General features: G+C 57.9%; 26 protein-coding genes. 13 read left to right on the forward strand and 13 right to left on the reverse strand.

The genetic code is table 11. The features are described 5' to 3' along the window. Positions 1 to 73: 73 nt before the first annotated feature. Both DTP52_RS08940 and DTP52_RS08945 read left to right on the forward strand, forming a co-directional pair. Positions 74 to 556: a cyclophilin-like fold protein gene (locus tag DTP52_RS08940; RefSeq protein ID WP_256594247.1), complete on the forward strand. Its 483-nt coding sequence runs from the start codon at positions 74 to 76 to the stop codon at positions 554 to 556. Between the two features lie 25 nt (positions 557 to 581). Continuing rightward, positions 582 to 1,610, forward strand: a complete 1,029-nt coding sequence (locus tag DTP52_RS08945; RefSeq protein ID WP_109753014.1) for an alpha/beta hydrolase — start codon at positions 582 to 584, stop codon at positions 1,608 to 1,610. 40 nt (positions 1,611 to 1,650) lie between these two features. Here DTP52_RS08945 and DTP52_RS08950 read toward each other — a convergent pair whose 3' ends face one another. Further along, positions 1,651 to 2,385 carry a helix-turn-helix domain-containing protein gene (locus DTP52_RS08950; RefSeq protein WP_109753015.1) on the reverse strand — a complete coding sequence of 245 codons (735 nt, stop codon included), beginning with the start codon at positions 2,383 to 2,385 and terminating at the stop codon, positions 1,651 to 1,653. Positions 2,386 to 2,498: 113 nt separating this feature from the next. On the opposite strand from DTP52_RS08950, the gene DTP52_RS08955 reads away from it, so the two are divergent. The 4 genes from DTP52_RS08955 to DTP52_RS08970 all read left to right on the forward strand — a co-directional run bounded on the left by DTP52_RS08955 (position 2,499) and on the right by DTP52_RS08970 (position 5,854). Next, positions 2,499 to 3,116, forward strand: coding sequence for a YebB family permuted papain-like enzyme (locus DTP52_RS08955; protein ID WP_233459518.1), 618 nt, complete (start codon positions 2,499 to 2,501; stop codon positions 3,114 to 3,116). Next, complete coding sequence (locus tag DTP52_RS08960) at positions 3,113 to 4,579, forward strand: FAD-binding oxidoreductase (protein WP_256594248.1); 1,467 nt, start codon at positions 3,113 to 3,115, stop codon at positions 4,577 to 4,579. The genes DTP52_RS08955 and DTP52_RS08960 overlap by 4 nt, the downstream gene beginning before the upstream one ends. A gap of 154 nt (positions 4,580 to 4,733) precedes the next feature. Then, positions 4,734 to 5,657, forward strand: coding sequence for a hypothetical protein (locus DTP52_RS08965; RefSeq protein WP_109753017.1), 924 nt, complete (start codon positions 4,734 to 4,736; stop codon positions 5,655 to 5,657). Between the two features lie 35 nt (positions 5,658 to 5,692). Further along, positions 5,693 to 5,854: a DUF2986 domain-containing protein gene (locus DTP52_RS08970; protein ID WP_109753018.1), complete on the forward strand. Its 162-nt coding sequence runs from the start codon at positions 5,693 to 5,695 to the stop codon at positions 5,852 to 5,854. 17 nt (positions 5,855 to 5,871) lie between these two features. On the opposite strand, the gene DTP52_RS08975 is transcribed toward DTP52_RS08970, so the two are convergent. Further along, positions 5,872 to 6,594, reverse strand: a complete 723-nt coding sequence (locus DTP52_RS08975) for a class I SAM-dependent methyltransferase (protein ID WP_109753019.1) — start codon at positions 6,592 to 6,594, stop codon at positions 5,872 to 5,874. Between the two features lie 293 nt (positions 6,595 to 6,887). Here DTP52_RS08975 and arsH point away from each other — a divergent pair, with 293 nt between their 5' ends. Next, the gene (arsH, locus tag DTP52_RS08980; RefSeq protein ID WP_109753020.1) at positions 6,888 to 7,622 is read left to right on the forward strand and encodes an arsenical resistance protein ArsH; all 735 of its coding nucleotides are present in this window, start codon (positions 6,888 to 6,890) and stop codon (positions 7,620 to 7,622) included. 46 nt (positions 7,623 to 7,668) lie between these two features. Here the strand turns inward: arsH and DTP52_RS08985 are convergent, their stop codons facing one another. From DTP52_RS08985 to DTP52_RS09000, 4 genes are all read right to left on the reverse strand, one after another. Beyond that, positions 7,669 to 8,316: a DUF998 domain-containing protein gene (locus DTP52_RS08985; protein ID WP_109753021.1), complete on the reverse strand. Its 648-nt coding sequence runs from the start codon at positions 8,314 to 8,316 to the stop codon at positions 7,669 to 7,671. Positions 8,317 to 8,393: 77 nt separating this feature from the next. Then, entirely contained in the window at positions 8,394 to 8,660 is a 267-nt protein-coding gene (locus tag DTP52_RS31025; protein WP_146206846.1) for a hypothetical protein, read from the reverse strand. 349 nt (positions 8,661 to 9,009) lie between these two features. After that, positions 9,010 to 9,228, reverse strand: coding sequence for a hypothetical protein (locus tag DTP52_RS08995; RefSeq protein ID WP_109753023.1), 219 nt, complete (start codon positions 9,226 to 9,228; stop codon positions 9,010 to 9,012). A gap of 42 nt (positions 9,229 to 9,270) precedes the next feature. Beyond that, positions 9,271 to 9,675, reverse strand: a complete 405-nt coding sequence (locus DTP52_RS09000) for a hypothetical protein (RefSeq protein ID WP_109753024.1) — start codon at positions 9,673 to 9,675, stop codon at positions 9,271 to 9,273. 245 nt (positions 9,676 to 9,920) lie between these two features. Here DTP52_RS09000 and DTP52_RS09005 point away from each other — a divergent pair, with 245 nt between their 5' ends. The 5 genes from DTP52_RS09005 (at position 9,921) to DTP52_RS09025 (ending at position 13,236) form a co-directional block, all read left to right on the forward strand. Further along, positions 9,921 to 10,115 (forward strand): hypothetical protein, encoded by a 195-nt coding sequence (locus DTP52_RS09005; RefSeq protein WP_109753025.1) that lies wholly within the window; start codon positions 9,921 to 9,923, stop codon positions 10,113 to 10,115. After that, positions 10,112 to 10,438, forward strand: a complete 327-nt coding sequence (locus DTP52_RS09010; protein ID WP_109753026.1) for a low molecular weight protein tyrosine phosphatase family protein — start codon at positions 10,112 to 10,114, stop codon at positions 10,436 to 10,438. Before DTP52_RS09005 ends, DTP52_RS09010 begins: the two co-directional genes overlap by 4 nt. A 36-nt stretch (positions 10,439 to 10,474) precedes the next feature. Beyond that, on the forward strand, positions 10,475 to 10,768 hold the full coding sequence (locus DTP52_RS09015; RefSeq protein WP_109753027.1) for a hypothetical protein: 294 nt from the start codon (positions 10,475 to 10,477) through the stop codon (positions 10,766 to 10,768). A 37-nt stretch (positions 10,769 to 10,805) separates the two neighbouring features. Then, positions 10,806 to 11,372, forward strand: coding sequence for a hypothetical protein (locus DTP52_RS09020; RefSeq protein ID WP_109753028.1), 567 nt, complete (start codon positions 10,806 to 10,808; stop codon positions 11,370 to 11,372). 97 nt (positions 11,373 to 11,469) lie between these two features. Beyond that, positions 11,470 to 13,236 (forward strand): S8/S53 family peptidase, encoded by a 1,767-nt coding sequence (locus tag DTP52_RS09025; protein WP_109753029.1) that lies wholly within the window; start codon positions 11,470 to 11,472, stop codon positions 13,234 to 13,236. A gap of 15 nt (positions 13,237 to 13,251) precedes the next feature. On the opposite strand, the gene DTP52_RS09030 is transcribed toward DTP52_RS09025, so the two are convergent. The 5 genes from DTP52_RS09030 to DTP52_RS09050 all read right to left on the reverse strand — a co-directional run bounded on the left by DTP52_RS09030 (position 13,252) and on the right by DTP52_RS09050 (position 19,166). Beyond that, entirely contained in the window at positions 13,252 to 13,965 is a 714-nt protein-coding gene (locus DTP52_RS09030) for a class I SAM-dependent methyltransferase (RefSeq protein ID WP_109753030.1), read from the reverse strand. A gap of 219 nt (positions 13,966 to 14,184) precedes the next feature. After that, positions 14,185 to 14,721, reverse strand: a complete 537-nt coding sequence (locus DTP52_RS09035; RefSeq protein WP_109753031.1) for a dihydrofolate reductase family protein — start codon at positions 14,719 to 14,721, stop codon at positions 14,185 to 14,187. 123 nt (positions 14,722 to 14,844) lie between these two features. Continuing rightward, the gene (locus tag DTP52_RS09040; protein WP_109753032.1) at positions 14,845 to 16,497 is read right to left on the reverse strand and encodes a N,N-dimethylformamidase beta subunit family domain-containing protein; all 1,653 of its coding nucleotides are present in this window, start codon (positions 16,495 to 16,497) and stop codon (positions 14,845 to 14,847) included. A gap of 43 nt (positions 16,498 to 16,540) precedes the next feature. Beyond that, on the reverse strand, positions 16,541 to 17,866 hold the full coding sequence (locus DTP52_RS09045) for an MFS transporter (RefSeq protein WP_109753033.1): 1,326 nt from the start codon (positions 17,864 to 17,866) through the stop codon (positions 16,541 to 16,543). A gap of 49 nt (positions 17,867 to 17,915) precedes the next feature. Next, positions 17,916 to 19,166, reverse strand: coding sequence for an MFS transporter (locus tag DTP52_RS09050; protein ID WP_109753034.1), 1,251 nt, complete (start codon positions 19,164 to 19,166; stop codon positions 17,916 to 17,918). A 101-nt stretch (positions 19,167 to 19,267) separates the two neighbouring features. Here DTP52_RS09050 and DTP52_RS09055 point away from each other — a divergent pair, with 101 nt between their 5' ends. Next, the gene (locus tag DTP52_RS09055) at positions 19,268 to 20,236 is read left to right on the forward strand and encodes an AraC family transcriptional regulator (RefSeq protein WP_109753035.1); all 969 of its coding nucleotides are present in this window, start codon (positions 19,268 to 19,270) and stop codon (positions 20,234 to 20,236) included. Positions 20,237 to 20,381: 145 nt separating this feature from the next. Here the strand turns inward: DTP52_RS09055 and tssI are convergent, their stop codons facing one another. Both tssI and DTP52_RS09065 read right to left on the reverse strand, forming a co-directional pair. Further along, positions 20,382 to 21,710, reverse strand: a complete 1,329-nt coding sequence (gene tssI / locus DTP52_RS09060; RefSeq protein ID WP_109753036.1) for a type VI secretion system tip protein TssI/VgrG — start codon at positions 21,708 to 21,710, stop codon at positions 20,382 to 20,384. A gap of 149 nt (positions 21,711 to 21,859) precedes the next feature. Next, on the reverse strand, positions 21,860 to 22,963 hold the full coding sequence (locus DTP52_RS09065) for a polyamine ABC transporter substrate-binding protein (RefSeq protein WP_109753037.1): 1,104 nt from the start codon (positions 22,961 to 22,963) through the stop codon (positions 21,860 to 21,862). Positions 22,964 to 23,086: the final 123 nt, after the last annotated feature.

A 23,086-nucleotide genomic window follows, 5' to 3' on the forward strand; every position in this document is an offset into this window, starting at 1 on the left:
GCAGATTGATTAGCTCTGCTTATAGCCTTGTTAAGCACTCATTAGCTAGTCGCATAACTGCTCCCAAGTCACCATGAACTCTATGAACAGAAACAAATGCCCCGTTGCGATGAGATCGGCCCGGCTCGGTTTGCTGACGGTAATGCTCGTGCTTGGCGGCTACGCAACGATCAATGATGCCGCGTTGGCATCTTCAAAAGGGGAGAAAATGGCGATGTGGATGACCGTCGGCGAACAACACTTCGCCATCACCTTGGCCGACAACGCTGCCGCCCGCGCGTTTGTCACGTTGTTGCCGCTGACGTTGGAGATGAGCGACCTCAACCGCAACGAGAAATACGCCCCCCTTCCCCAAGCGCTGCCTGCCGAAGCCAGCAAGCCGGGAGCGATCCGCAATGGCGACCTGATGCTGTACGGCACGGACACCCTGGTCGTCTTTTATACGAACTTCAACTCGACCTACGCCTACACGCGCCTGGGGCAAGTGGACGCCACCGCGAAACTGGCTCAAGCGCTGGGCCGGCGGGATGTGCAAGTGACGTTTTCCCAACACTGATTACTCCGCATCAACAGGATTCCCAATGAAAAAGATCATCGTTTTACTCACCCTTCTCGTCTGTTCCCTCTCAGCAATAGGAGCCGATATGTCCAACGGCGCAGATAACTTTTATTCCAGCGACGACGTGACCGTACAGAAGGTCAATTTCAAGAACCAATATCAAATGAACGTGGCAGGCAACCTGTTCATTCCGAAGAAACTCAATGGCAAGACAAGAAATCCAGCGATTGTCGTAGGCCACCCGATGGGCGCGGTCAAGGAGCAGAGCGCGAACCTCTATGCCACGAAAATGGCGGAAAGAGGCTTCGTGACCCTCTCCCTGGACTTGTCATTCTGGGGCGAAAGCGAGGGGCGCCCGCGCAATGCCGTCTCGCCGGATATCTATGCCGAGGATTTCAGCGCCGCAGTGGACTTTCTCAGCGCCCAGCCTTTCGTCGACAAGGAGCGCATTGGCGCCATCGGCATCTGTGGCAGTGGCAGCTTCGTGATCAGCGCAGCCAAGATCGACCCGCGCATGAAAGCCATCGCAACGGTGAGCATGTATGACATGGGTGGCGTCAATCGCAATGGATTGAAGCATTCCCAAACGCTCGAACAACGCCGGGCGATCATCGCCCAAGCCACACAACAACGTAATGTGGAGTTCGCAGGCGGCGAAACGCTTTATACCAGCGGTACGGTGCATCAGTTGGACGACAATACTCATCCTATCCAACGTGAGTTTTATGACTTCTACCGCACCCCGCGCGGCGAGTTCACGCCATCCGGCTCGTCCAGAGACCTGACCACGCACCCGACGCTGACCAGCAACGTCAAGTTCATGAATTTCTACCCGCTCAATGACATCGAGACCATTTCGCCTCATCCGATGTTGTTCATTGCCGGAGCCGATGCACACTCCAGGGAGTTCAGCGAGCAAGCGTATAAACTCGCCGGTCAGCCGAAGGAACTTGTCATCATCCCCGGCGCCGGGCATGTCGATCTTTACGACAGGGTCAACCTCATTCCTTTCGACAAATTGACGACCTTCTTCCAGAGCGCCCTGAAGTAATACCTGGCCCAGTCGATTCATCCACAAGTGACCTATCGATCTACCCCCGCTTAAGCTGCCTGAACACCTGCGGCTCCCAAACGCGCATCGCCAGCAACAGCGCAGTCCCACGTTTTTCGGACAGCGGCGCGGTCAACGATTCGTTATGAAGCGCCGCCAGTTTGCTGCGCAACTTGTGGATGTCGACTTGCAACTGGGCGTAAGCGGGCTGGGTCAGCATGCCATGGGCAAAGTGCAGGGTTTCATCGGGGACGTCGAATCGGCTCGCCATGAAATCCGGTAAACCCTGTCGCAGGAAGAACCCTCGGATAGGGCCGTCCGGCAGCCAATCGAAATCCCGCGCGACCAGCAACCTGATGCGATTTCCCGGCTTCAGGTCCGCCAGGCCCATCCGCTCCAACACCAACAAATGCTTGATGCACTCGGCTTTTGAGACGCAGTAGGCAGACACCATGTCTTCCAGTGACCAGTGATTCAGCGCACACACCGCCACCAGCAATAACTTTTCGTTTGAGACCAGTTGCGCTTCCTGCTCACGCGTCAGCATCTGCAGGCGTGGGGCCGACCGCTCTGCCTCTTGAAGCAATTCCGCCATCGTCAGGCCCAGCAACTCACAGAGTTGGGCCAGGCGTTCGAGCGTCAGGCGACCGCTGGCGAGCAAACGCTTAACGCTGGGCTCCGACAGGTCGAGCGCTTGGGCAACGTCCCGATAGGTCATGCCGGCGGCCTTGAGGCGTTGCTTCAGGGTGGAGATGAGTTGAGTAATCTGGCTCATAAGTATTGATATCCGATACCGTTGGTATCAGCTTAGCGAAATACGCACGAACAAGTTGCGAATTACGCAACCACCCCCCCATGCTTGAAGCTCAACAGAGCCGAGAGGTCAGCATGTTCAGCAAAAATGCAGCGCACGTTTCTCCAACATCAGGCGGACCATCCATGGTCGATCTGCAGATTGGCGATATGGTGTTCATCCGGGTCACCGCGCGGCCCTTCCTGGAAGTCGCCAATGCGACGAACTCATGGACGAACCATGTGGGTGTGGTGGTCGACAACCATGGTGGTGAGCCGTTGATTGCAGAAAGCACGTTTCCGCTTTCGCGCACCACCTCGCTCACCCGGTTTATCAAGCGCTCCGAGCATGGACGCTGCACAGTGGCGAGGCTCACGCGGCCACTCACCGACACGCAACGCAAGGCGCTTCAGAACGCCGCCGATCATCGGCTGGGTACGTTCTATGACACCGGCTTCAACATAAGCTCGCGGCGCCAGTTCTGCTCTCGTTTCGTGCGTGAGGTGATCGATGAAGCGACGAACCTCCAGCTCGGTGAGGTGGAGACGTTCGCGACCTTGCTGCAAGATAATGCCGATCCGAACCTGGCCTTCTGGCGGCTGTGGTATTTCGGCCGAATTCCTTGGCGACGTCGTACCGTCACGCCGGCCAGCCTGCTTCAAAGCCCGGACGTGCGTGTCATTTTCGATTCACAACTGAGTGACACCGCATGACCAACGATGCACAGGTGTTTGACCCTTCAAGATCGTCGCCCTGTCTCACCCGGCGCAGCCTGCTTCAGGCAGGCATGACCGGGGTTACCTTCGGCGTGCTGTCGCCTTGGTCGTCCTGGGCAGCCTCTTCGGGCGTCCTGGTCAACGATGTGACACGACTCAACCCGGTCTGGGTGAATCGCCTGCTGGCTCCGCGCACCACCGATGAGATCCGACAGGCGTTGGCCCTGTGGGCAGGCCCGGTGAGCATCGGGGGTGGTCGCTACAGCATGGGTGGACAGATTGCCACCGAAGACAGCCTGCACCTCGATATGCGTCAGTTCAATCAAGTCATCCACTACTCACCTGAGCAAAAGGTCATACGCGTACAGTCAGGAATGCGCTGGCGCGACCTTCAAACCGTCATCGACCCAGACGATCTTTCGGTAAAGATCATGCAGAGCTACGCCAACTTCACCGTCGGCGGGGCGCTGTCAGTCAACGCTCATGGGCGTTACGTCAGTGCCGGCCCGATGAGCAACTCGGTATGCGCCTTGCAACTGGTGCTCGCCGACGGTTCAATCGTGGAAGCCTCTCGCACCACAAATACCGACCTGTTTCACGCAACCATCGGTGGCTATGGCGCGATGGGCGTCATCACAGAAATCGAATTGGAGCTGGCATCCAACGTCACGATGGAACGCCAGGTACACCACATGCCGGTTGCCGATTACCCTAAATTTTTCAATGAGCAGATCCGCGGAAACGATCAGGCAATCCTGCACAACGCCGATCTGGCGCCGCCCAACTTTGACCAGGCCACCGCCATCACCTGGTACGCCACGGAAAAAGCGCTGACCGTCGAAGATCGGCTGGTTGCACCGGGGCAATCGTACACATTCGATCAAACCATCATGTGGGGCGTGGCCAGACTCCCCGGCGGCCCGTTGCTTCGCAAGGATGTGGTCGATCCATTACGCTACCTCAGCCACCCGGTGGTACGCCGTAATTACGAGGCCAGCCGGGACGTCGCCTCCCTCGGACCGATCGCTACCCGCAATAGCACCTACGCGTTGCAGGAATATTTTGTACCGGTGGCCCACCTCAACGCGTTTGTCATGCAAATGGCCGATCTACTCAAGGTGCATGACGTCGATGCCATCAACATTTCCATCCGGCACGCGCCACCCACCCCTGACTCGTGCCTGTCCTGGGCACGGGAGGAAGTCTTTTCATTCGTACTTTATTACTGGCAACACGTTGGCGTGGCCGACCGCGAGAAGGTCGGCGTATGGACACGCGAACTGATCGATATTGCCCTGGCGTTTGAGGGCACCTACTACCTGCCCTATCAGTTGCATGCAACGCGACAACAGTTCTCGCGGGCCTATCCCGGGGCGCAACGGTTGTTCGCACTCAAGGCGCGGTTCGATCCGCAGAAACGATTCCGGAACAAGCTTTGGGATAAGTATTACGTGGGATAGCGTGGCCGGAGGACGGGGGCCAGGTCCACGGATCTCTCCCGCGACAGACCTCGGCTGCCGCCTCGCCACAAGAAGCAAAATCATCACTATGCTACCCACAGAGCGATGAGTCAGGTAACGACCATCCTATGCGTAATATCAAGGAGATTGGGTGATGCAGGAAGCAACCACGGGACTCGAAAAGCAGATTGAGATCGCTACAAAGCTTCTCTCTCTGTCAGCAAAAATAGGATTACTGATCGGCGGCACGTGCATCGTCAGTTACCTATTGAGCAACGGCCATTACCCACAAGGCGTCTCGATTGGAGACAGCTTGTTATTTCTGGTCGCGGCATTTTGCTTTGGGCTGGTGTGTGTTTATTTTTCAGTTTCCGTCACGGCGGCCGGGGTGCTGCTTTCCCCATTTTTCATTCCCGTGCTTAGAGGTTTCGCCTGGCTACATGGAAAAGTCACCGGTAAAAAAAACATACTGGAATTCAAGCGACCGAAAATTACGTTCTTCTCGGTGTTTTTTGGAATATGCGGCGCAGTGACCATTTATTTCCTTACCCGCAGAAGCCCCTTGGAACACATCCCGCTTATCCTTCTGCCCGTTTTTCAGTACATCGTTTACTCAGCCTATCTGGAGCAGAACAAGAAAATAAAAGCAGTGCTTGAAGTCACCGGTCCAGAGCATCCTGAGCACAAGCCCCATGCTGAAATGAAACCCTTGAAGAAAACCAGGGCGATGATTGTCTGTGTCATCCTGCTGACGCCCCTGCTCATGGGAGGCGTGACCTCGGACTTGCTGCAAGCGGCCATGCGCTTCGCGCAAATACGCATAGAAAGGGCCACGATTCTGGTGAAACCACCTTATGCCAACCTGTTGCCAGCCCCTAAGGATTCCCCGCTGGAAAATTACAAACGCTTTGAAAATGCGACGGTGATTTTCCGAGGTGTGGGCAACTCGACGCTCATTGAAATGCGCACCGAGGAAACGGCGATCCGGCTGGAGATTCCGAATGACTCGATCATCATCGAGCGCCGGGTGAAGCCCGTTGCCAACATCAGGAAAAATCCTGAGAAAACGGAAAGCTGATACCATCCAAACATTGACACGCTGAGCAGAACGACATGAATCGCCGCAAGAAAATAAACCAGTTATTGAAGGCTAACGCCAAAAAGGCCAGTGCCAAGCTGGCGCCCAAAAGCAAGAATCAGTACATCAGTAAAGCCGACCGACTGAAGCTGGCGGCTGAAGCCAGCGACGCGCCCATCACGCCCCCGGAAAGCTGATCCACGTCGCTTAAGTTCTATCCTAAGGCCGTTTTGCACGTTAACCAGGCGCTCCAGAAAAGACTGCTGAAGAACCGGGTAGCACTGCCGAACCCTGCATCATTCAACAGCTTTTGAACCGCAGCTTCGGAATGGGGAGGGTCGGCACCTTGAAGAATTTTTCCAAGCTTGACCGTCACTTCCTCCGGGCTGGCGCCATGCTGTCGCCACCGTTGCCCCCAGGCCGCGAGGAGTAACGGCTGGCTGGCATAAGCATATTGGTTTGCGGCGACAATCAGCGGCGCGCCCGGCTTCAGATGTACCTGGATGGACCGTAATATTTTCAACTTGGCTTCATCCCCATCGAGATGATGGAGTACACCGACCAAGGTAGCAGCATCGTACGGCCCGTTTGTTACCAGGTCTTCGACATGCCCAAGATGCATGGCGGTTCTTTCAAGCAAGTTGTTTGCGGCTAACTGCTGCTTCGCGGCCTCCAGCATAGGCTCGGACGGATCGACGGCTGTGAAGTGCCACTCCGGTTCAAGCTTGGCCATTGCAATGATCTCCTGCGCCGTACCGCCAGCGCCCACCACCAGTATTTTCGCCGAGCCCACATTCCCAAGGGTCGCCGCCAGCATGCATGCGGCCAGGTCCTGGCAGGCGTCGTATCCAGCGAGCGCAATGCGGCTCTGCCGGGCGTACTCATTGGCCCGTGAAGTATCAAATTTTTCCGCTGAATTAAGCGAGGATGATTTCAAAGCGCAGTTCTCCGTGTTCTGAAATCAAGCTACGCCTCGCTTGGGAATAATAAAAATTCATTAATTTTATGCACGGCATTCCCACAAGGAATATCCGTTTCCATCGGCAGAATTTTGCGCAGTCAGCCAATTGCAGCTTGCGATAAACATATGGAAATACGAATATGCTTTTTTCCATATGTTGATAGCTGTCGGCGCGGCGGTTTACTCGTCACGCCCCCGAAGGAATGACTGCAACCCCACTCATCCTGGCAGGATCCGCACAGGTTCTGCACCGGATTGGAGATTTTCTGATGACCGAGTTTTCCAGCGAAACCCCGCATGACTTCCCGAATCTTGACCTGTCACTCTTCGACGTACCGACACCGGAAAAACTCGCAAAGTGCGCAGAACCAGAACATAAACCGCGCATACTTTTACTCTACGGATCAACCCGCGAGCGCTCCTTCAGTCAGTTGCTGACTCGAGAAGCGGCACGCCTGTTGGAGCTCATGGGCGCCGAAACCGCAATCTTCGATCCTTCCGGGCTGCCGCTGCCGGACGATGCGCCCGTCGATCACCCCAAGGTGCAGGAACTGCGCGACCTGGTGATGTGGTCGGAAGGCCAGGTGTGGTGCTCGCCAGAACGCCATGGTTCGATGTCGGCGGTGTTCAAGGCACAGATCGACTGGATCCCGCTCGCACTGGGCGCGGTGCGTCCCTCACAAGGCAAGACGTTGGCGGTGATGCAAGTGTGCGGCGGCTCGCAATCCTTCAACACGGTGAACCAACTTCGCGTGTTGGGTCGCTGGATGCGCATGGTCACGATCCCCAACCAATCCTCCGTCCCCAAAGCCTTCCTTGAGTTCGACGAAGCCGGGCGCATGAAGCCATCGTCCTATTACGACCGGGTTGTCGATGTCATGGAGGAACTGATGAAGTTCACCTTGCTGGTGCGTGGCCGAGAAACCTATTTGGTAGACCGCTACTCCGAGCGCAAGGAAAGCGCCGAAGCGCTCTCCAAGCGAGTTAACCAGAGGTCTATCTAGGTGCTGCGGTAGATATAGGGGAAGTTCTTCGGTGTGATGTAGGGCGTTAGCGGATGTACGCGGCCTTCATATCGGCCTCACCCTTTAGGGCAACGACAGCCAATGACGCAATCCAGACCACCGAAACACCATAATTGAGCCGCTGGTACAAGCCAAACAGATGACCGTCAGCCAATGCGGTCGCCATCAGCGTAACCGTCACGATGGCCAGGATGACGCAGATCGCCGAGAACATGGCGAACCCGGACGACGACAGCAGCGGCTTGCCGAGGCGCATCCACAACGCACTCGCCAGGGTAAGCGAGATGAACATCACCAGTCCCGCCAGGTTGTGGCTCTGTTGCGAGACCGACGGCTGAACCGGCGCGCAGCCTTGGTCGCAGGAAAAATAGCCGGCCGCGAAGCTTGCCAACCCATGGACGAAGATCAGGGCTGCGCCAAGCAAGGCCATCCGCGATGCCTTGAACCGTCTCGCCACGCCGACTGCGAAAAGCACGAACATCACACCTAGCGGAAAGTTGTTCACCCAGCCAGAGAAGCCGTGGGTTGGCGCTCCAACGGCGCCCAGTTGGCTCATGGCTTGATCCAGATGGTTGTAGACTGGGTAGGCCCGCGCAGTCAGTGCGACACCTAAAAGCAGCCAGAATGGAATCAAGATTCCGAAGCCTAGCAAAGCACGGTCAATGGTTTTCATGTTGTGACACTCCCTGTCGTTGTGATGTCCGCGCCTGGGTGATGCGAATCTGGCACCCATCCAGCAGAACACTGTCGTTAACTTCCTTGGACCAGACTATCCCTGACAAAGCCGATGCCACAATGCTCGCAGTAAAAACCCGACACTAGCTGTTGCAGCGGCGGCGGCTTCAACATTTCAGGTTTACACTCATCAATAGCCAGTTGATCCGTACGCCGATAGCCTGCTTTTTCTTCGCCGTTGAAGCGTTTCTTCGGGCTTGCTGCGCCGATCAGCAGCTCTTTCGGCCGAACGTGTTGAGCGTTTCCACAGCATGGGCACAGTTCAGGTTCAATGGGCTGCAAGGTAATGTCCTATCAACAAAGCGGTGGTTTTTGAAGGGCAGAAGCATCCGTAGCGCAGGAGCTACTCAGAGAGTCGGCTCAGTCATAATAAGCCGTATGCGCTGCCATTCACTCCAGCAGTCCTCCGCAACGATATCTCGCAAGCCTACTAGGTCACTCTCCATCTGCAATGCAACGTCAAAAGGAACGGCGATACAAGTAGCCCCATCACGTATGGCAAGCACTTCCGCCTCAGAGAGTGGCGAACCTTTTCTTGTTTCGGCATCGGTGAGCAGCAATACAAGTGCGGGGATAAATACAGCGCAAAGCTGATCGGTCGTGGGTATTTGCCTCGTCGAGACGCCAGGGTTTACTTGATCTCAAATAGCCTCGAAATCACAGCCCGCGCCTTCTTTCCATCAGCTTCGTGAAGCCCGGACAGATAGGACTGGTCGTCTAGTTTGTGCAGTTGAAAATAGTTGTAGAACGCTTGGCCGAATCGTTGCTGATCAAACGCTCCCTGACCCCAGAGGCTGAGAAAATCGTTGTAGGTGGCATACTCGATTTCCAGTTTCGGATTCCTGTCCATCTCTACTCGTCTCATTTATTCAATCAGGCATGGTGCCAATGCTTACCTGACAAGTGTCGGCAAACCTCTCCCAATGCTGTGCAGAATCCGCTCTATCTCCGGCCGAGTATATTTCTCCCAAGGGCACACATCCGCCGAATCACCTCTGTGCCGGTACTCTCCGACGTCAAATGCTAGGTATATCGAAAATGCCGGCTCTGGCATCGTCGCCTGCATGGATACATCCACGATAGCGACGAACAACGCATTCATGACCTCATCGCAAAATTCAAAGTCTTGAGTATTTGAAGTGAAGCTCTCGGCCACCGCAATCGCGACCTGATTCAAGAGACTGCAGACATCGACCTGCAGACGCTCACAGATGGCGTGCACGTTGATGTTCAAGCCTTCTTCGATGGCTTCCAGCATCACGGCATGAAGATCTGCATCGCTCAGGTCTTTGGTCATAGATTCAAGCACCGGTTAATCGACTCAATCAGGAACGGAACGTGATCACAGACTCAATCCTTTGATATCTAAAAAACCGGATTCTACACAGGATACGAGGCATGTCGTCGGTGATTGCCGTTGACCATAAGCGAGCGCGACCAATATCAGGAACAACAATCTAGCCACGGCCCCGATTCATGCTTATCCTATCCACAACTCGTATTACCGCGGCTGCTGAACCCGGTACTCACGAGGAAATGACCATGGAAAGAACTCGCGCCTGGAGACGTACCCAGGCCCGTAAACACGGCAATGACAAACCGGCTCGGCGGCTGGAATTCAAGCCGGAAAAAAACTGGAAGCTGATGTACACCCGTGCCGACAAGCTCGCCAGGGCACGTCAGCTTGGCATGAGCTATCCCATCCGCACGACTCGCCAACTGTTGGATCAAGCATGACAAACCTCCTGTTCGTCTGCAGTCGTAACCAGTGGCGCAGCCCCACCGCGGAAGCGATCTGGCACCGCCGTCCGGGTTTCAACGCCCGCTCGGCGGGCATCAGCCCGAACGCACGCAAGACCATCGGCCCGGCGGATATTCGCTGGGCCGATATCATTTTTGTCATGGAACGCAAACACCTGAATCGCCTGCAAGCCGAGTACGCCCGCCTGCTTCAATACAAACCGATCCACACCCTGGATATTCCCGACGACTTTCGCTACATGGATCCTGAGTTGGTGGACATGCTCGAAAGCGCAGTGACGCCCTATCTCACTGCCTGACGCCAGTGGTCAATCAACAACCTGAACCGAAACACCATGGATGAACGCCAAGCAACCCTCAAGAACATGATCCGAGCCAAGGTGACGAGTAGCGAATCCGACGAGATCACCTATCGATCAGAGTGGCTCGGTTACCTGCCCTTCCCGGTTTTTCACTGGGTTGAATACCAGGGCGAAAGTTTTTCCGACGACTTCCCCTTTGATTGGACCCTTGAGGATTTGACGAGTCTTGAGCGGACAGGGTTCTTGGAAACACTGGAAGCTTATGAAAACCCGGAAGACCCTTTTGATCGGGATATCATGTATCGCGTTCATATTGGTCGCGAGTGACGGTTGGCTGGAAAAATGGACGACTTAAGGAAAGGAAATGGGCATTTTTGATCGCTTGTTCGGCGGCCGCTTTACCTTGCCGCCACCGGAGGAAACGACTGTCAGCGACGCAGCGATCATGCGGGAGCTGCATCCTTATCGCGCCGAACTCAAGGCGTTTGTTCAAGCCCTGTTGGCCCGCCTGCCAGACGACGAACGTGCCAGGCTGGTCAGGCGCGTGCTGCGCATTTACGGCACGGGCCAGGAACCGGCCACCGCGCTGGTGGAAGGTGTGCTCGATGCAGACAGGGGCCAGAAGCTCGAACACCTGGCTTTGCTAGGCGTCGACTGGAGAGGCTTTGATGGTTTCGAGTATCTGGTGCCCTATCTGGTCAGCGCCAGCGGGGTGAAAGAAATTTACCCCTACCGCTGTGAGGGCACGCTGTCGATGTCGGAGACCCTGGCCAATTTCGACCAATGGCTGGCGGCGTTCGACAAACGCTACCTGCACCTGGACTCCGGTGGCGACGAATATGTCGGGTTCATCGCCGAGGCTGGCCAGGTCGAAGCCATGATCGAACTCGCGCGGCAGGCAGGTCTTGAAGTGCGCCTCGAGCGCTTCTGAACCCCAGCGGGTATTCGCTGAGTGTCGTTATCCCGCTGAACGAAGCGAGCGACGCAACAGTCGGAGCAACAAGACCCTCGGCAAAGAAACCTGGCCCATGCCCCTACGATCCGCTGCCCTCGCTACGTTGCTCACTTTCGCCGCCGGCACAGCGGCCGCGGCACCTGAACCGCTGCGCCTGGAAAGCCTGAAACGCTGCGGCGACCTGCTGGAAAGCCAGCACCAGGACTGGTGCCTGACCGTACGCGGGCTGGGAGACGGAACGCCGCAATTGAACCTGGGCGCCAAGACGATACCCCCAGATGCGGTCCAGCGTGAAGGGGAAAACCTGCGCTTGCGCCTGGACGGCGCCAATTACCAGAGCGGCCCACTCTGGCTGCAGGACGGCCCGCGCGCCAGCAATGCCGCCTGGCTGACCCTGCGCAACAGTCACGTGCTGGCTGCCGGGCCGGACGAAGTGGCGAAGAACATGGACGGCCTGACCACTTACGTCGACCTGGTCAGCGTGCTGATCGAGGAAGACCGTGATGGCCGCCAGGAAGCCGAGCGCCTGGCCCAGAAGTACGGGGCAAAAGTGGTCGGCAGCATCTCGCCCCTGAATCTGTATCAGCTGCGCCTGCCGGCCAAGGACCTGGTGCAGCGCGACGCCCTGGTGCTGCGCCTGGGCAGCGAGACCAGCGTGGATGCTGTGGTGATCGAGGAGTCCTCGGCCGAAGAAACCGAGCAGGCCGCAACTCATCCAGAAGAACCGAAGAAACCGGCCCTGGACTCCGACGAATGGGCCGCAAATCGCTTTCTCGACGCGGTGAACTATTACCAACGCCGCATCCCCGGGCGACAACCACCCATCCAACCGCAGCCGGTGCGCATCGGCCTGATCGAGCGCGATGTGGATTTCGACACGACGGATTTCGCAGACAACGTCGGCGCCTGCTCGCCCCCGCGCACCTGTGTCTACGCGCGCGACGCGGACAAGCCGGACAACCACGGCACGACCGTCGCCGGCATCCTCGCCGCACGTTGGGACGACAGCGGTAACACCGGCTTCCTCCGTGGCCTGGACAAGGCCAGTGGTGGCTTCGAGGTCATCGTCGAACGCAATTCCGATGCCGGGATCACCGCCAATATCGCCGCCTCGGTCAACCTCGTGGAAGACGGCGTGCGCGTGCTGAACTGGAGCTGGGGCATCCACCGCGTCGGCGCCAAAGACATCAAGGGCGATGACGTCGACTCGCTGCTGCGCTCGGGCATCGCCATGGGTGGTTACGAGGAGCTACTGGAGGAGTTTTTCCTCTGGCTGCGCAAGGAACATCCTGACGTGATCGTGGTGAACTCCGCCGGCAATGGATCTTCGTTCTCGGGCAGCGATGAATACCGCCTGCCCTCCTCCTTCATCACCGAACAATTGCTGGTGGTCGGCGGGCACCAGCGCAGCGAGCGCACCGACGTCGGCGTCGACGACCCGGCCTATGCGGTCAAACGCAGCTCCTCGAACATCGACATGCGCGTCGACATCACCGCCGCCGCTTGCGCCCACGCCTCGACGACCAGCGCCGGCCAGGACAGCGCAGTGCATTGCGGCACCTCCTACGCCACCCCCATGGTCGCGGGCCTGCTGGCGGCGATGCTGTCCATCAACCCGCAACTGCAACCCGAACAACTGCGCATGTTGCTACGCCGCAGCGCCATGACCATCGGCGACAACCACGACTTCGAACAGATGGACGCCGAAGACCTCACCGCGCCCATCCTGCCGTCGGAGCGTCGCTACCAGCTAAACGACAAAGACGTCGGCCGCTCGGCACGGTTGGATATGCAAAAGGCCCTGGACCTGGCGGTGCAAAGCCGCGACCGTGTGCGTTGAAAGTCAAGGTCACGTCTAACTCAAGACAATGCCTGCCTTGCGCGGGCAAAACCACCCATGCATCAGCCCCGCCTGGTAGAACTGTACCGGCGCCTCGAACCCAGCGCTCTCGATGAGACCGGCGACCTGCTGTGTCGGCAAGATAGCCACGTCTCGGGCGTAGGCGGCACGAGCTCTGATCAGCATTTCTGGTTGTACGCCTGCAGAGGACATCAGCGTCATCCAGTTGCGCAGTAGCGCCTCATAGGCGGGTGATTCGATGTCAGCGGCGAGGTCGGCGTTTGCCAGTATTGCGCCCGGCTTAAGCCGGCGAGCGATCTCGTGGAAGAACGCTATGCGGGCTTGTGGCTCGAGCAAGAATTGAGACACCAGAAAACAGGTGGCGCCGTCGTGGTCAGGCTCGGCAGGCAGCGCGTCGAGGTAACCTTGGTGAAAGCTGCAACGCGAAAGGAAGCCTCCTTGTACCGCTTTCTGCCGGCAAATATCGAGCATGGTGCCTGAAGGGTCGACGGCAGTGAAATGCCAACCGGGGCGGCGCTTGGCCAGGTGGGCCAGTTCCGCACCGGTACCCACGCCGACACAGAGTATCCGGGCATTTTCCGGTAAGTCAGCGAACACCGCGTCAAGCAGGGTGTACAGGGCGTCACGAATGGGCGCCATTCCCGCCCATTGCTTATCGTAGCCGGCAGCCTGCTGGTCGAATAAGGCCTTGAGTTCTTCATTGCGCATGGAGAGCACCTTCCTTTGCGTCGGGATGGGATGTAACCACGATGGATGTGGCGACGCTTTCAGTATCCCAGGGCTGTCAAGCCCCACCGGTTGTGCCGCAGGGCTGCACTGCCTCAGACAGTCGAGCTTAGCTCCACTGGGTACGGGCATTGTTCCTGTCACAGGTACGACGTTGTGACCATGAGGCGTCCAAACCACTGCCCTGACTGACTCGGCCAGTCATCGGACCAATCGGTAGGTGGACTGCACCAACCCCGAAGGAAAGCTGCGGCTGGATACGAGTTTCAAATCCACATCCCGCTCAAGCCCACCAAACAATGGCCGCCCCGAGCCAATCAATACGGGAACGGTAGTGATCACCATATCGGTGACCAACCCCTCGCGCAGAAACGACTGCACCACCCGTCCGCCATCCACATAGACGCGCTGCACGCCTTGGCTCTCCAGCTCCGTCAGCAAATCCTTGGGGGCCAGGTTGGAAAAGCGCAACTTGCCCTTCAACGCCTCGGGCACTGGCGATTCGGCCAACTGTTCGGACAGCACCACCACGGGCCGGTCGTAGAACCAGGTGTCGAAGGTCCGCACCTTTTCGTAGCTCCCACGCCCCATCACGATGACATCCTTGTCGGCGATGAAGGCTGAATAGCCGTGGTCCTCGGACGGGTCGTCGCGCTGTAGAAGCCAGTCGATGTCACCGTCAGGCCGGGCGATGAAGCCATCCAGGCTGGTGGCGATGAAGACGTGAGTGGTAGGCATCTTTGGAGGGCCTTTGCTGTGGGGTGGTGGGCATGCTTGGTAATGTGCGGAGATATCCCAGGACATCGCAGCTTGATGTTATTCCAAAGCAGCAACCGATTTTCAAGGAAATCGACGCCCCTCCTACGTATTGCGCAAGAACCGATCGAGCACGTTTTTTGTAATCATCACGGTGTAAATGTCTGCCTGCATGAGGCCATGGACCCATTCGCACGTGGCGGCAGTAAAGACCTCTCCTCGACCTTTGTGGAAATGCACCACCATACCGGCCCCACGACTATGCCGATCGATGCTGGCCTCGTTAATATCGGGCGCCAGGATGGAAGCACGAAACCGGGCATCGCCATCGCCGAGCATGAATGAATAGGCATCCTCGGAGCGGCCGTGCTCGGCATTGGTCGCCCAGCCCATGGCAAGAATTTGCAATCCGCTGGGCGCACCGTCCGTGCCGAGCGGTTCTGGGAGACCCTCGACGAAAGTGTATTCCAGGCCATCCACCTCATAACCAAAGATATTGGCTTCGTCTCCGAACATGTCCGCGTAACCCAGGCCCGTGCCCATGAACGCCCAGTGCTGGGGTCTGAAGACTGTATACCCGCGCGGGTTGCGCGGTGCCATTGCCCCAAAGCCGCCGTATATCCCCCGCAATGCATTGACCCCAAACGTTCTCGCCCCGGGATGATCCACCCGCGGATCTTCCCAGGCACCCGTCAGTCGACCAGGGTCAGTCGCTGCCACAGGATCAAGCGCGCCGGCATCATACTTGTAGGCCACTTGCCGCTGCCCCTCATCCTCCAGGCGAATCTGCCACATGAAATTGCCGGCGAAGCGCGCGACCTTGCCGCCCTCCTCGACAAAGGCATCGACATGGTTGCGCATTTCCCGCGTCCAGTACTCGTCGTGCCCCGCGAACACCGCGCAGGTGTAGCCCTCGAGCGCATGCGGGTCATGATGCAAGTCGTCCTGGGTCAGGATATCGACCGTGTAGCCTTGCTGTTCGGCCCAGACGACAAAAGGTCTTTCGTAGGAGGCCCACCCCGCCAGTGCGTAGTACTTGGCGTAGCCGTTAAGGGATGCCCATTCGATGAACTCGTAGCGCGCCGGCCCGGGCTTGCGTGGCCGGGTCGCGTTGACGGAACGCGGTGCACCCTCGGGCAGCCAGACCTGTCCCCGCGCCCAGGGGCGCTGTGCCGACAGCAACGGCGCGCGGCCGCGGGGCGTGCCGGGGTGCAGACCGAAGTAATGGTTAGCGCCGCCCCAGTCGTTATAAGCGGCCCAGGTCGATGTTGCCGCGACCAGCACCAAGGCTTCGGCGCGCTTGCGCACCGTCTTGACAATGAACAGATGATGCCCGAGGACGCTATCAGCGCTATCGCGCACTTCCACTACATAACCACCCGGCTCGGCATCAGCCGGGATTGACCATTGCACAAAGACGGGCCATTGGCAGCCATGCTCATAGGCACGCTCGGGCAACGGGAGGAACCGAGCGTCAAGGCTGTCGGTTTCATGCAGCGTGCGAGCGACGGCTCCATCACGATAGATCCTGAGCCTCACTTGCGGGCGGTTCGACGACAGATACAGGCGCACCGAATCGCCCGGGCTATAGGAGCGGCGATCCGAGTAGCACCAAGCGGCTGCCGGGCCCGACTCAGAAGGGACTTCGACCCAAATCTCGCGAGCGGCCTGACGTGGCCCCGACGTCTGGCTGACGGTCACGCTCGCGCCCGGTCGTTCACCTCGTGCAGTAGCGTTCTTGAGGTCTGTTGAATTCATTGAATCGCACTCCTTTGATCCCGCGGATCGGCAAGCCAATTGATTAATCCTGAGAGGCCATCGACGGCCGTGAGCCAGCAGCCACTCGAGCGCCGGGCGCCTCGATGTGCGCAAGATCGATACCCGCCGTTTCGTCTATAAGAAAACCTGCCAGGACGGTGACCAGGCCCAACCCCATGAGGTAGCAGGTGTACAGATAGCCAAGATCGGCGCCGCTCAGATAGCTATGCAGATAGGGGGCGGTGCCGCCAAAGATCGCCACCGAAACCGACGACACCAACCCAACGCCCTGCGCCCGCGCCTGGGTCGGCACCTGCTCCGACAGCACCGCGGGGAAAATCGCCGCGATCAACGACCAGGCACCCAGGCCCACGACCTGGGCCAGGAACAGCGTGTAGGGTTCAGTGGTCACCATTATCGAGATGGGATAAGTCAGCAGGATCACGCCCAGGCCCCAGGCAATGACCATGGGTTTGCGACCGAAACGATCAGACAACATTCCGCAGATTGGCAGCCAGCACACACAGAGGATCTGCGCCAGGAGGCTGGCCATATAGGCGCCCGTGGCGTCCATGCCGTGGGCGATCGCCGTCGAAGCGCCAAACGTGACCCAAGCGTAGTAGGTGACATTGGCGGCCGCTGCGAGCATGACGATGTTGCGCGCGACTCGCAGCATCTCCCCCCTGGACAATTTGCGCGGCGGCCGAGCCAGGCCCTGCTGCTCTACGAACACGTGAGACTCTTGCGCACCGCGGCGCAAAAACAGCGCATAGATACCCAATAGTCCACCGACGGCAAAGCCGATCCGCCAGCCATAATCGCCCATGGCCTGCGCGCCCAGCTGCCAGGTCAACGCCGCCGCCATGGCCGTCGCCGCCATCACCCCTAGCGTCACCCCAACATAGACTGAACTGGACCATAAGCCACGGTGTTTGCTTGGGGCAATCTCGGCGACATAGGTGTAGGAAACCCCTGTCTCACCACCATGGGCGAGCCCCTGCATGAGCCGAAAAAACAGCAGCGCGAACGAGGCATACAGGCCAATGCTTTGGTAGTCAGGGATAACCGCGATGCCAAGGCTGCTAATCGCCAGTAGCAACATCGTGATCACCATGATGGTTCGGCGCCCCAATCGGTCGCTCAGCCGGCCAAACAACCATCCGCCGATGGGACGAGCGACAAACCCCACCGCAAACACCGCAAGGGTCGCGAGCATCGCCGAGCGGGCATCGGTCTTGTCGAACAGGTTGCTTGCCAGGTACACCGAAAAGGTTGCGTACAGCGTCCAGTCGAACCACTCGAGCGCATTGCCTATACCTGCCGCGCGCAAGGATTTGAGGCGTCCTTGGTGGGACGTCGTATTATTCATGTTGTATCTCCGGGTTACGGACGGGATCGGAGCGGCTTGGGGAGCCGGATCAAAGGTGCAGCGCCGGCCTGGCCTGGGCACTGCCACGGGCAGAAGGGACTCGCACACGCAACGCAATCAGCAACGCGGCCAGCAGCATCAGCACGGCCGCCGCTACAAATACGCCTGCGCTGCCACCGAGGCTGAACATCGCACCGCCAGCGGCGGCGCCTGTTGCGATGGCCGACTGCACAGACGCCACCACCATGCCCCCGGCGCTTTCCGCCTGATCGGGTATTGCGCTGGCGACCCAGTTCGACCACGCCACTGGCACACCACCAAAGGCCAGGCCCCAGATCGCCAGCAGTACCGCCTGCCCCGGCACCGAGGCCGGCAACAGCACCAACGCCAGCGCTGCAACACCCACCAGCGCGGGCATCAACACCAGCGTGGCCAGTGGACGACGCTCAAGCAGCCACCCGGCCAACAACGTGCCAACGAAGTTCGCCACACCGAAACCCAGCAGCATCAGCGACAGCCCTTGCGGGCCGATGCCGGTAGTGCCCTCGAGGAATGGCCGAACATAGGTGAACATCGCGAAGTGGCCGCTGTGCACCAGCACACAACCGAACATACCCATGGCGATACCCGGGCGCTGCAACACCTCGAGTACGGTGCGCAGGCGTGCCGGTGTGCGCGGCGCAAGGCGTGGCAGCGTGAACGACTGGAAAGCCAGGGTCACCACACCTACCGCTGCCGCGGCAAAGAACGCGCTGCGCCAGCCATATAGCCCGCCCAGGTAACTGCCCAGCGGGACCGCAACCACCGTCCCGACGGCAATGCCACTGAAAATGATCGACAGCGCTCGGGGCAACAAAGCCCCCGGCACCAAACGCATCGCCACCGCTGCCGCCATGCTCCAGAACCCGCCAAGGGCAATACCCAGCAAGATACGCATCACCAGTAGCACCGCGAGACTGGAGGAAACGGCGACCAAAAGATTGGATACGATCATCAACGTGGAAAAACCCAGCAGCACCCAGCGACGGTCGATACCGCGGGTCAGGCCTGGCACCAGCAGGCCAGCGAACAGTGCCACCACTGCTGTCACCGTTACCGCCTGGCCAGCCAGCGCTTCGGACACACCCAGATCGGTAGCCATCGGCGTCAACAGGCTGGCCGGAAGGTACTCAGCGGTCAGCAATCCGAACACCCCCATAGCCAACGAGAAGACTGCCATCCACGCGGGGGTTGCAGGTTCCACATCCAGCCCGACGCCGGGACGGCTGTCGGATACGCCATTACAAACACAGTCAGTCATTGCACGGATCTCCCAATCTTAATCGCGACCCGCAGTCTAGGCGCGAGAAACTGGATGATCTATGATCGAAAACCTCGATTTTTTGACCGAAACACCTGACCATGCCTACAGATCAGTTTGCTCTCTCCTCGGATCTCATCAATGAGCTGCTGCGCGGCATGCGCCTGCGTGGCGTCGAGTACCGGCGTATCCAAGCCGGTCCAACCTTCGGCCTGGGCTTCGCGGCCAAACCGGGGCATGCCTGGTTCCACTTTCTGGCGGTCGGCAATGCGGTGCTGCAGATGGAAGACGGGACAACGTATGCGCTGACTGCCGGCAACGCCATCTTCATCGCCCATGGCGCGGCCCATCAGTTGCTTTCCCATACGGACGTGCCTGTTCAGGACATCGACCGTCTAGACGGCGCCCCCCTTGGTGATGCCGTCAGCGCGGTGGATACCGGAACCGATGCCAGCCCCACGCCAACCACCGTTCTGTTCAGTGGCTGCATGGAGTTTGAACTGGGCAGTATCCATGGCCTTGGCCGGCTGATGCCGGGCCTGATGCTGATTGATGCCGGTGGCCAGCGTTACCCCGGGCTGGTGCCTATCCTGACCACCATGGAGCGCGAGGTCAGCGCCGCACGTATCGGCTTCGCCGGCATCCTCGCGCGGTTGGCCGACGTGGTGGCCGCCATGGTCGTTCGCGGTTGGGTGGAGTGCGCCTGCGGCAATGCCTCTGGCCTGGTCGCCGCATTGCGCGATCCACGCTTGGCAAATGCACTTCTGGCACTGCATCAACAACCGGGGCGCGACTGGACCGTTGCTCAGCTGGCGGAGCAATGCAACACCTCGCGCTCGGTCTTCGCCGACCGTTTCCAAATGACGATTGGCATGGCCCCGCTACGCTACGTCACCGAATTGCGGATGCGGCTTGCGAGCCAGTGGCTGACGCTCGAAAGACTACCGATTGAAGAGGTGGCGCAGCGCTTGGGCTATACCTCTCAGGCCGCTTTCAGCCGCGCATTCAAGCGCATTACCGGCAAGACGCCTGGATTGAGTCGTCAGTCGAGGCAGTCCGCTGTTTCCTGAAGCCGAGCGGAAGTGGTGGGTGAGCTCATCCAACTCTTTGATTTTCCCCATAACCAGACTATTCCTAGAATGATGGAGTCTGGCCCAAAAGCTGATGCTCAGCAGTATCAACCGTGCCCCTAAGCAAAGCAGCGGCAGGACGCCCTTAACGACAACACAAGCACCCACTGACCAGCGGCTGATCGGGGTCGTTTTCAAGAAATGTGACCATTACCTCCATACCCGTCCGGGGCGGCCCAATCTCACAACTCCAGTCGGAGCCCCTCTTCAGCCAACAACGGCTCTTGTCGTCAAATCTATCCTCGCGGTCCCAGGGGAACTTGACCTTGATCCTTGCGAAGAGCCGATCATTCTGGATCTCTTCGTCCTCCAGAGCGATGACTACAGCGGTCTGGTTACTTGGCATCCGAGGTTTTTTGTGGGCCAACGACGGACGATAGGAAACATTCCATGGAAGAACGATAAAGCGATTGCGGTAACCCTGATGGAAGTCATCTTCGTTCGCAGTGTTGCCACTGGCGACGTCCTCATTCATTACTTGTGGTTGCCGGCCTTCGTGAATGACCTTAGTCAGTAGCCATAGGGCGTTCCACTCCTGGCGTGGATGGCCTGAGAGTTCCAGCACATGGCCGCTGGCTAACCGAGCCTGGTCACTCTGCCCTTCGGCTTGACGATAAGCTGCATGGCGACGCTCCATAGCACGAAGACGTATCTGTTTGCCGTGCTCATGACCTGTGAAACGCTCCAGCCTGCCATCTTCTTCAACGTCCAGCTGTTGCTCGACATCATGGTTGCGCTGCGAGATACGACTGGTGAGCTGTCCCAGACGCAGGTTGATGCGCTTGATCAATGGCTCGCTGGACATCCTGTCGCGCTCTTGCCGATAGGCGGTGGGCTGTCCAATTCTGGGAAAAACCGCCTGATCGTCACCAAAAACCAACACATGACCTTGAGCGCTGTGCTGGAAGTGAAAGTGGATACCTTCTTCTTCGCACAAGCGTTGAATAAAGTGCAAATCCGTTTCGTCGTACTGGGTGCAGTCGCCACGCTCCGGGTAGGTTGCCTTCAGATGAAACCGATAGGCGTCGCCCACGATGCCGTGTTCCTCCAATATCAAGGCAACGATTTTCGGCACCGAGAACTGTTGATAGATCCTGTGGCTGATGCGGTGGCGCAAGTAGGACAGGTGCGGTACTAGCGCCAGGCTGTAACATGTCGAATGCTGGCGATGACCGCTTTGAGCGATGTGATAGATTCGTCCATGAATGCCGCTACCCTTCGCGTCTAACGTCAGAAAAGCTTCTTTGTCGAAGAGATTTTCGAGATCCAGGTCAGACCGTTCGCTAACAAACTCCACGTTGAAGAGATAAGGCCTGCTGATCGCCTCTTCTCCAGTGAATGCGAGCACTTGAAAGTCGTGCTCGAAACCGTCGATTGTCAAACTGAAATACGTTTGATTGACTGGGCTGAACATCCGCTGTTCTCTTTTTACATAAGGCGGCGCAATGGACCGGAAGACACTGGATAATGCCGGACTGATGAATTAACAGATATCAACCCAGCAGCCCAGCGCCCCTCTATATCGGTGTTTACGTCTTACTTTCCAGACATCAAAAAGTCAGCTCACACACCACTCTTCACTTTGGTCCAGATCCGCGTGCGGATTCGCTCCAGTTTCAATGGCAGTGGCTCAAGAGGAATGAGTGTAGCGATCGTCTTTCTATCTGGATAAATCCAAGGATTATCTCGCAGCTTCTGCTCGACAAATTCAGCGGCATCTTTATTGGCGTTAGGGTACAGCGTGTGGTTTGAGGTCTTGGCGATAATTTCCGGTCGCAACATATAATTAATGAACGCCAACCCCTCCTTGGGATGGGGCGCATCTTTTAGCAGTACCAGATTCTCCGACCAGGACAGCGCGCCTTCGCGAGGAAGACTGTAGGTAATCTTGCGCCCCGTGTTGGCCTTTTCGTTGATGGCCTGTGCAGCAAGGGCACCATTGGCCCATCCCACAACGACACAAATATTGCCGTCAGCCAGGTCGGCGTCGATTCTGGACGAATCGAAATAGAGGACGTAGGGGCGGATTTTCAACAGCAGGGCTTGAGCTTTTTGGTAATCCTGCGGATTCTTGCTGTTACTAGGAAGTCCCAGATAATTCAAAGCAATCGAAATGATCTCACTGGGAGAATCAAGCATTGCCACACCACACGACTGAAGCTTGCTGATGTTTTCCTCTTTGAAGATCAGATCCCAGCTATTCACCGGAGCATCATCACCCAATGCCGCTTTGACTTTGTCAATGTCATAGCCAATGCCGGTAGTACCCCATAAATAGGGCACAGCATAGCGATTACCAGGATCATTGACCGCGAGTTGGGACAAGATATCAGGGTCGATATGTGAAAAGTTACTCAGCTGATTACGATCCAAAGGCTGAAGGACTCCTGCCTGGATCAGGCTTGGCAACACATTGGAGGTCGCCACGACCACGTCGTATCCCGTGCGCCCAGCCATGACTTTGCTCTGCATGATTTCTGCGCTGTCGAACGCATCCATGTGCACGCTCGTGCCAGTTTCCTGCTCAAACTCCTTTGGCGTCTCCGGCGCGAGCAACCCGAACCAGTTATACAGATACATCCCAGGCTCTACAGCCGCCACTGATGTACTTATCCCTACGCAGAGAAGCGTGGCCGAAAAAATGGTTCGCAAATGTGACTTTCTCATGCAACATCCTTGTCAAGACGATATGCCCTCATGGCCATCGTAAACCCTGGCAGCGAATATACCGGGTGCGACTAAATAGTAAATACCTACGAATACTTACCCTTGACCGAAGAATCCCTAACC

The sequence above is a fragment of the Pseudomonas sp. 43mfcvi1.1 genome (assembly GCF_900115935.1).
Classification (GTDB): Bacteria; Pseudomonadota; Gammaproteobacteria; order Pseudomonadales; family Pseudomonadaceae; genus Aquipseudomonas; species Aquipseudomonas bijieensis.